The sequence below is a fragment of the Victivallis sp. genome, assembly GCF_048170485.1.
Lineage (GTDB): Bacteria > Verrucomicrobiota > Lentisphaeria > Victivallales > Victivallaceae > Victivallis.
On sequence record NZ_DBEXAY010000131.1, the window covers coordinates 1 to 9201 of the forward strand.

Sequence of the window (9201 nt, forward strand, 5' to 3'; positions counted from 1 at the left end):
TTTCTCAAAATTTTCATGACCAGAAGTCTGCACCCGGGAACCAATGCCTGGTTGCTCTCTACGGATGTGCGTGGCGCCTGTGCAACCGCCTGCAGGATGTTGAAAGATCTGCTCAATGGGAAACCGGTATCGGATCAAATAAGCAATTTGGAATTGGTTTCTCTGGCTCAATAGCCGGAAGGAAAACAATTTTATGCCAAAGAAGGAGAAAAAATGAGAAGGATCAAATTTTTCACTCTTATTGAGCTTCTTGTCGTAATTACAATCATCGCAATTCTGGCAGCTATGTTGCTCCCCGCTCTGAACCGTGCCAGAGAAAGAGGACACGCAATACGCTGTGTCAGCAATCTGCAACAGGTAGGACAGGCCGGCATGCTCTACGGCAATGACAACAATCAGTATCTTCCCGGCTATCTGCCGGTTGGAAGCACATATTATACGACGGCAACGATTTTGACGGCGGGAGCAGCATTTAATGACCCCACCTTCGTATATCAACTCAGCAATTCCGCCTATATCAATGCAGAAGTATTTCACTGTCCTTCTGACCGTGGAAAGTTTCGTGGAGGTCTGGATGCCGTTTACGGAATCTACCGCCCGAGTGAAATGGGAAACAGCCGCGGCAACGAAATCCGAACGGCACAATTGGGAGACTTTCTTGTGGCCCAAGATGACACCTGCTTCAGTTACAATTATAAAAAAATGAAGCGAACCACAGAAATCTACCTATTCGCAGATACTTATCGCGATGATCAGAAAACCGGTGGATGGTTTTTCCGCATCCAGGGCTCATCGGATACCATGTCGGTCATTCTGCGCCACTCCGGTGCTGTGAATCTGGCATATGCCGACGGACATGTTGGAACCGTGAACGGTCCAAACGGGCTGGCAGCGCAGCGGATGCCAATCCGGCGTTTTTTTGATCAGAATGGAATTTTCAGACAGGAATAAATATGAAAAACCGCTTCTTTTCTCTTTTTGGAACTCTCCTGCTGATGGTGCCCGGATGCACACCCCCGTTGGAGCAAGCTAATCCGGCCCTAGAGGCCGCACTGCGCTGCGCCGCGGCAAAAGACCTGCCGGAGCGTTGCAAAAATACACCTGCTGAGTTTGCCGCGAAACAGCGCAGCGGGAAAGAGATTCAAGCCAAGTTGCTCCTGGGAGTCCCGCCAGATCAACTGCGACAGGAAGCCATAGAAACTCTCGCCAAAATTCAACGAGAAGTTGACCGCGCAACCCATTGGAATTACCGGCCGGAAACAATCAGAATCCCGTACCTTAAAAAAGCTCCCTTTGTGGATGGAATTCTTTCCGAAAACGAATGGCAGGAGGCCTTCCGTCATACCAACGCCTTCCAGATCAACTCCGAAGAACAACTTCAGGACGGTTCACTCTGGCTCGTGGGCTGGCATGGCGATACACTTTATATTGCAGTTCATTTCATCGATCAAGAGTGTTGCTTTCGGCGTCTCCGGAGCGGAGCACCGGAAAAAGAACGAATTTACAGCGGAGATGCCTTGGAGTGTTTCATTCGTCCCAGGAAAAATTCCAAGCTATACTATGAATTTCTTGCAAACCCACTTGGAGATCTCTGGAGTCTCACCCATGTTGTTCTTCGTTCCAGTCCCTATCTCACGCTGGAGGAAGAAAGTTCCCTCGCTGTCAACACCCGAGGCAGCTGCGATGCGACTGGATACTTCGTGGAAATTGCGATTCCGCTCCGGCAACTGTTCAGCGACTGGAACATCCGTCCGCCTCAACAGGGAGATTCATTCAGTCTGATGCTTGTTCGCAGCGATCTTTCTGCGAATGGAGAAATTCGCCGTTATTCACCGGTTCCTCTGTTGTATGACGGTCATAATATCCATGGATATTTGAATGCAATTCTTGATTAAGAACTTTTACAACATTGAGAGGAAAGATTGTGAAGAAAAAACAGCATATCATGTTGTTTGCCGTTCTGTTGCTGACTGCCGGACAACTCTCCGGAACAGAATCGATAAAGCTTCAATTTGACATTGCTACCGGAAAGACGGTTGTACATGCAAGTACCCACGAGTTTCATGCACTACCTCCGACGATTGCGTTGGAACGGGAAGATGCGGTTCCCATTGCCCTGCCCTACATTTCCGGCTCACGCAATCCGGAAACAGGTGAGCTGACCCGAGTCTACCGGCGTGACGGTCTGACTATATCCGAAATAATTCGGTTGCACGGACAAACTGTTTCACGCTCTATACGCATTGCGGCGGATTCAGAAAATGGAACCCGGGGTCCACACCGGTTGTTTTATCTCCAATATCCGTGGACTCTTCCCGAGAATGGCCGATATCTTCTGCCGGCGGCAGAAAGTGGCGACGGCGCCATCTACAATTGGGAATACAGCGGTCCTCTAAGCCAAATTGGCAACTCCACACTCCGTCACTCCAATTATGGTTTTGGAATTTTGCTGACGGAATTCAACGGTCTTTCCGCGATGTTTATTGCCGAAGGGCGAAGTGACCGCTGTCGCGCCGAACTCAAGCGCATCGGTAACGCCCCAACGGTATTGCAGAGAATCGATGCCACCGGATATCTGGAAAAAGAGATTGCACAAGAAATTCCCCGGGCAGATCTTGTTCTGGCAGAAAACAGTCTCGCCGATGCATTGAAAACAATGCCAGCCCGGTGGTTTCGGGAAAACGGTTATGCACCGCCTGCTGACCGGCCAACTTATCTTCATGACCTGATTCTGTTCTGTTGTCATCCAGGCGGTACAGCCAGAAGCCGAATCTCTGATCTCGGCGGTCTGCAGAATGCAATCAAAGTTCTTCCGGAACTCGCCGGGCAGGTCGGGGCAAACGCTATCTATCTGCTTCCTGTTCAAGATGAGCAAGATACATTTTCCTACTCGCCACGTAACTATTTCAAACTGGACCATCGATGGGGAAATCCCGAAGAATACCGGCACTTCCTGGCAGCCTGCCACCGGAAAAATTTCCGGGTCATTCAGGACATCATTCCGCACGGCGGAACACCTGCATTCGGAAAGCTTCGTGGCAACTCCCCGTTTGATCTGGTAATCAATCAAAACGGCCGTCCGGCAAACTACTGGTGTTTTGATTTCGGCGATCATTCCTGGCAGAATTACCTGCGTCGTGTCGCCGGATTCTGGATGAAAAAATATCCGCTCGATGGATTCCGGATCGATGCAGTCAGCGGCAACCAAACCTGTAACTGGCGAAGACCCGGATTTCCCTCGCGGGCTCCGGACAATATCGATGTCACATGGTGGAACGAGGCTCTACAGAAAAATGGAGGCATAGTTCCGCCGCTGGATTATCCGCGTGCCGGCATGGGTTTGAGACGTGGCGGTCTGGAGATGTGCCGAGCCATTCGGGAGGAAGTCCGGAAGGCTCGTCCGGAGAGCGGATTCACTCTGGCCGAGGTTCGCAGTTCCGTCTACATGACCGAAGCAGATATCATTTACGATCTCAGTTTCAGCGAATACACGCTCAATCTCCTTATGGAACGAAATATTGAAGATTTTTCGCGCGGTATTTCTGCTCGATTTTCTGAACAGTATCACACGGACATACCGGAGACACTGCGACTGAGGCACATCGACAGCCACGACACCCAGAATCTACGGGGACTGCTCGGACTTCCGGCGTGGAAAGCACTTCACTCCCTTTTGGCCGCACTACCCGGCGTGCCGATGATTCTGCATGGTTCGGAGCGACTGCAACTGCCATGGCTTGCTAAACTGATGGAAGTTCGCAGAAAGATTCCCGCACTCCGTCGTGGTACGACGGAATTTTCCGCCATCGGCAATCTTCCTGGCGAAATTTTCTCCATATATCGGCAATATGAGAAACAGGCGGCGGTCCTGCTAGTTAATTTCAGTGGCCAACAGCTTTCGATGAGCCCTGTATATCCAGCAGCGGCCATCGCGTGTGGCACACCCTATGATCTTCTGGAGGGACGGCGGGCAGAAACCCTGACTCTCGCCCCCTGGCAGAGTGCAATCGTCGTTTTCGGAGAAACACCGGATATTTCGCCCTATTACTTTAAACAGACTTCCACTGATAAACCATCGTCGATGGGATCAATAAAGATCACCGAGCAATCCGATCTGCTTCTGGTGGAAACGCCCTGTTATACCGCTCGCCTGCGACTGGCGGACGGCATGCTGGAACAGGTAGAACGCCAAGGGAAACCGCTGTGCGGAACCACCGCATGGAGTACGGACAGGACAACAGCGATTCAACTTGCAACCAATTCATTACGAAAGGGAAATTCCGTTTCCTGCACGGCTGGGAAACTGTGCTGGACATGGCGATTTTCTCCACAGGGGATTCGACTGGAGCTGGACAGTACCCGTCTCAAAGCGCCGGAACTTTCCCTGATCGTGCCGGTTCCGGAAGCCTCCCGGTATCAAGCCAGGTGCGCAGAGGGGTATCTGGATGACTGTTTCACAGCCTGGCCTCGAACCGGAACAGACAATCCAGAAAATGATTTGTTCAATATTCTCAGCTACCGACTTCCCGGAGGAAATATTCTCTGTGATTTTGAGTTGCTTCCGCTCCATCCTGCCAAGCCGCGAATCGCTGTACAGAATTCGGCTGGCATCACGGAATTTCTCTTTCGGGACCTCCTGAAACAGACACCGGCCAATATCCGGCTGCTTGACCGTTTCAACGCAACACCAGGTTGGGCTCTGCAGATCGCTCTACGGGAAAAACGTTGCCCCCTTCTGGAGCCACTCCCAGTATTTCCTGCGGGTAAAATCAAACTGGATCTGAATTTTTCCACCGGCAATTTGCAAGCCTCTCCAGAACAGCGCCATCCGCTTTCCTTGTTCAACGGAAAAATCAAACTGGATCACAACGGAATGGATTGGGAAATCACCGGCCCATTCGGTAAGGTTCTGCTGCGTCGTAATAATGGTCTGATTCGATCATGGTACGGGTCGGATAACAAACTGCTGTTTCGACGGGAGTTGCTGGGGACCACCCGCTTCCACTCCCGCCGGACACTTGCATCGGCAAGTGCAGCTTACGATACCGAAGGAGGAACACATCTCGCGATCCGCGATGGGAAACTCCTTCTCGCTTTCAGCGGAATGCTGATGAACCGTTCCCGGTTTCGTCCATGGCACGAGCCGATCTGGGTACGGAATGAATACCTGTTCTCTCCGGATGGTACGATAGAACGTTCCGTGTCCTTTCTGCCGACTATTACAGTTGCGGAGGGCAACTGGAACTTTCTCTCGCGCATTCTTCCTGCTGCCGATTCCCGAATCGACTGGAACGCAAATTCATTTTCCATTTCCCGGAAAGGAAACAAGATACTTACCGGTACCATTTCGGCACTGACTGAGAAAAATCTCTTTCAAATTCATCCCGAACGGCAGGAGTGGGGGTGGTTCGGCAAGAGACCACAGCAGTTTCGACCGGGAATGGAATACCGTGTCCGAATCTGCTGCAAAACTTCTGCTGCACGTTAGACTGCAATCACCTCGGTCCGGTGGCAAAAAATTCTGCCGGGCCGGGTTCCGCCTCTGCGAGATGATCTATCAAAAATGGAGCAGGAAAACGCCGGCCTGCATTCCCGTTTTGTCAGCCCCCCGGATTTTCGCCTCCTCCCACAACAACCGGAACATTGACACCATTCTGAAATTTACCTCTTGCAATTTCAGAATTTCAGGTATATAGTAACAATAGTTATCAATTTTCAAATACCCCGGCGCGACCGGAAAAACGATCGGGAGAAAAAAAAATGATCCAGAAATTTCTGCTTTTTGCCACGCTGGGTGCAATCTGCACCCTGCCCACGTTCGCCGATGATGACGTCGATCTCAGAATCAACGGCGATTTCCGCGGCGCCGCCGCCAATGCCGCCACCGCTCCCGGCTGGATGGTCTCCACCGGAAACGGCTCGACGAAAATCGTCCGCGGCAACGACTTCGATGAATTCGGCATTGAAGTGAACGCCACCGCACAGAGTGCGAAATCGGTCCTTTCAGACTTCCACCCTGTCGCCGGCAATCTGCTCAAGATTGAATCCGAGGTGAAGGGCTCCGGCGTCGCCACAGTCGGATTTGCCGCATTCGACGGCGCGAAGAATCCGCTGCCCGGCAGCGCGCAGTCCTATCAGGCTTCCCCCTTCTGGAGCAAGACCAAAAACTACTTCAACATCACGAACCCCGACGTCAAATTCGTCCGAATCGTCCTGACCGCCGAAAAGGGCGCGGCAGTGACGTTCCAGGATGTGGAAGCGGAGTTCAAGCGGACCCATGCCGCTCCGGCCGGAGCCCCGGTTCCCGCCGCGGCTCAGGTGGTCGTGCCGCCCGCCGCCGCAGTGACCACGCAGGCTGCCGCCGCAACCGCACAGGCTGCTGTCGCAACCACGCAGGCCGCATTGACAGCGGCGGCCCCGGCGCAGATGCTGATTCAGAACAAGCTCTATTCGCTCGGCCGCCTCGTCGACCTCACCTGTCAGGCCACAGTGCCGCTCCGGGGAGAGATCGACTTCGAGCTTGAAGAGGAGGCGTCAGAGGGCCTGTACTGGGCCATTTCCAGCTACGATCCGAACATCTGCCGGGTCGAGATGGAGCACGACCGCGGCGGCGTCTGGCCCTTCCGCTACGACAAGGCGGAAATCGACCTCAAGGGGGTTGCTCCCGGCACCACCACGGTGGTCTTCACCCGGCCGGACGGGAAAACCTTCCGCGTCCTCTTCACCGTCCGCTGAAGCGGCGGAGCATCCGGATTGAAACAACGCTCCGGGGAACGGGATTCCACCCTTCCCCGGAGTTTTTCTGCACCGGCCCGGCGGGCGGAGTCCTGATCACCCGGTGCGGCACGATGCGGAATTGCTCCGGCGGATACGCCGGAACAATGGGGAATCCGGCAATTCGCTACTCACGCTGCCAGCCGAGAAGCTCCAGAGTCCGGAGTCGCACCCGGCGCAGCGCCGCCGCGTCCGGCGGCTCCGGCACGTGGTACTCCAGATTGGCGGGTCCCTCGTATCCGTGAAGCCGCAACTGCGCGAAGGTCTGTTTCAGATCGATGATTCCCTCGCCCGGCGGCAGATGGTCCTCCCACTGCCCGTGATTGTCGGAGAGGTGAACGTTGGCGATCAATCCGTCGCAGTTGGCGGCGACGGCATCAAGTCTTTCATGAAGATTGGAGTGGTTGATATCGACGGTCATGCGCAGATCCGGCGTCGCGAAGGAACGGACGAATGCGGCAATCTCCGCACTGTCAGGATAGCGTTCGTCCACCTGCGGCTTGTAAGGCGCGGTCTCCACCGCGACGGTGAATCCGAAACGCACGGCGAAGGCGTGAATCTCTTCGATGCTGCGCCGGAACTGCCGCCCGTACTCCCGATCGAGGCGGCGATCGACGTAATGCACCACGCAAGGTGCCGGAGCGAAGCAGGCTAGAGCCTCGATCCGACGGCATTCGTCGTCGACCTGACGGCGGCGGCCCCTCTCATCCAGACTGGCGGCGGCGGCCCCCGAAACGCCGTGAATCGACCAGACGCGAAGCCCGGCCCGCCGGACCGTCTCCGTCCGTCCGGCGAGGTCGTGGTGGCGGGAGATCTCGATATGGCGATACCCTGCCTCCGCGATGAGATCCAGCATCTTTTCGACCGGCAGTCCGGCGCGTTCCCGCCCGAACACGGTGGTTGACAGTGAAAGTTCGTCCAGCATGAGAATTGCCCTCCCCGAATGGAATGGTCAGAAAAAATAAACCTGGTTGAGCAGTCCGCAACGGCCGCGCCGGTAAACGCTCTCCCATTGGCGCTCCCCGTAAAAGGCCGCCGCCCGGTCTCCCGCCGTACGGGACCACTGCCGCAGCACTTCGCTGCCGATCGGCAGGAAGGTGTGCCACACTCCTTCAGCATGGAACCGCGCCAGCAGGTGGCCGCAGGGATACTGGCATGGCTGCGGCAGCGTCCACTGCCGGATCCCCCTCGCGCCCGCCGGGGCGGTCACCACCGGAATATTCTGGTGGCCGGTATAGAGCAGGGTGTGAGGTCGACAGGCGAGCTGTTCGAGCAGTTCGACGTATTCCGCGGTGTTGGCGATCACGCCGTTCGAACCGCGGTGGATGTCAGGCGTTGGATAAAGCAGATAGTGGCTGAGTACGATCAGCAGTCCTGGGGTGTCGAGGGCATCGCGCAACAGAGCGGCACCGGATTCGGACAAATACCCGGAGGAAGTATCCAGCCCGACGATTCTATCTCCCCGCCCGAGTTCGCGTTGAAACTCAGGAGCGCCGAAAAATTTGCGCCAGAGTTCCGTCCCGCCGGGGGGGAGAACATCGTGGTTGCCGGGAACCGCCAGCAAAGGCAATGCAAGCGCATCCAGAATGGTCCGGCAGAGCCGGTATTCCTCATTGGTTCCGGCATTGGTGAGATCGCCGACGCAGAGGACTGCTTCCGGGCGCAGCTGATTGGCGAGGTGGACAAACTCCTCGAGCAGCAGAGCAGATTCGGCAAAAAAACGCCCCTTGCGGTTTTCGGTTTTGAAGGAGACGTGCGGATCGGCCAGCAGCAGGAAACGCCGCAGTTCCGGCGTCGCGGGCCGCGGCAGAGTGCGGCAGACAAGCCGCCGTTCGGCGCCAGGAGCGGTCAAGTGAAGCGCATAATCCGAATCGGGAGAACAGTTTGCCAGTTCAAACCTGCCGATGCCTACACATTCACCGCTGCGCAGAAGTTCGCTTCCGTCGCCGGAGATCGCCTCCAGCGTCACTTCGCCGTGAACCGGCCCGTCATACGCAACCACGATGCGCGACTCGTCGACGCTCAGTACTTCGGCAAAAAACTCTTCATTCGACATTGCGAAATCCATCCTCTGATCGAACTGGTACGGACCAGTTTCATTACTATGGATGTTCTGTTGTTTTTTTGCAAGCAAAATTTTAAAAAAAAGTAAAAGTTTCATGCAGACCTTGACAAGGAAACGGTTTTGTGATATAATTATTCCAGACGAAACTGGTTCGTACCAGTTTGAGCAGAAAACCGGGAACAGGAAGGAAGAACCGGCGAAATGGTGTCTGATATTCCACAGTGGGATGACCGTTCGCGGCCGCTGGCGCTGCGCGATCAGCTGCGCCAGCGGATTGCAGCGGGGGCCTATCCCGCCGGGAAGCGGCTTCCGGGCGAACGGCAACTGGCCATCGAGTACGGTGTCTGCCGCTGGACAGTCAA

General features: G+C 55.0%; 8 protein-coding genes. 6 read left to right on the forward strand and 2 right to left on the reverse strand.

The window, feature by feature from the left end; genetic code table 11:
• The 5 genes from ACMLHG_RS07085 to ACMLHG_RS07105 form a co-directional block, all read left to right on the forward strand.
• Window positions 1-245, forward strand: a 245-nt coding sequence (locus ACMLHG_RS07085; protein WP_417170036.1) for a hypothetical protein, incomplete at its 5' end; no start/stop codon positions are given.
• Window positions 214-951 (forward strand): prepilin-type N-terminal cleavage/methylation domain-containing protein, encoded by a 738-nt coding sequence (locus ACMLHG_RS07090; RefSeq protein ID WP_417170037.1) that lies wholly within the window; start codon window positions 214-216, stop codon window positions 949-951. The genes ACMLHG_RS07085 and ACMLHG_RS07090, both read left to right, overlap by 32 nt.
• Before the next feature lie 2 nt (window positions 952-953).
• Window positions 954-1895, forward strand: a complete 942-nt coding sequence (locus ACMLHG_RS07095) for a sugar-binding protein (protein ID WP_417170038.1) — start codon at window positions 954-956, stop codon at window positions 1893-1895.
• Between the two features lie 29 nt (window positions 1896-1924).
• Window positions 1925-5488: an alpha-amylase family glycosyl hydrolase gene (locus ACMLHG_RS07100; RefSeq protein ID WP_417170039.1), complete on the forward strand. Its 3564-nt coding sequence runs from the start codon at window positions 1925-1927 to the stop codon at window positions 5486-5488.
• A 272-nt stretch (window positions 5489-5760) separates the two neighbouring features.
• Complete coding sequence (locus ACMLHG_RS07105) at window positions 5761-6735, forward strand: hypothetical protein (protein WP_417170040.1); 975 nt, start codon at window positions 5761-5763, stop codon at window positions 6733-6735.
• 166 nt (window positions 6736-6901) lie between these two features.
• Here ACMLHG_RS07105 and ACMLHG_RS07110 read toward each other — a convergent pair whose 3' ends face one another.
• A complete protein-coding gene (locus ACMLHG_RS07110; RefSeq protein ID WP_417170041.1) occupies window positions 6902-7699 on the reverse strand; it encodes a sugar phosphate isomerase/epimerase family protein in 798 nt (265 codons plus the stop codon).
• Between the two features lie 27 nt (window positions 7700-7726).
• Window positions 7727-8830, reverse strand: coding sequence for a metallophosphoesterase family protein (locus ACMLHG_RS07115; protein WP_417170042.1), 1104 nt, complete (start codon window positions 8828-8830; stop codon window positions 7727-7729).
• Between the two features lie 210 nt (window positions 8831-9040).
• Here ACMLHG_RS07115 and ACMLHG_RS07120 point away from each other — a divergent pair.
• The coding region (locus ACMLHG_RS07120; protein ID WP_417170043.1) for a GntR family transcriptional regulator at window positions 9041-9201 on the forward strand (161 nt) is incomplete at its 3' end.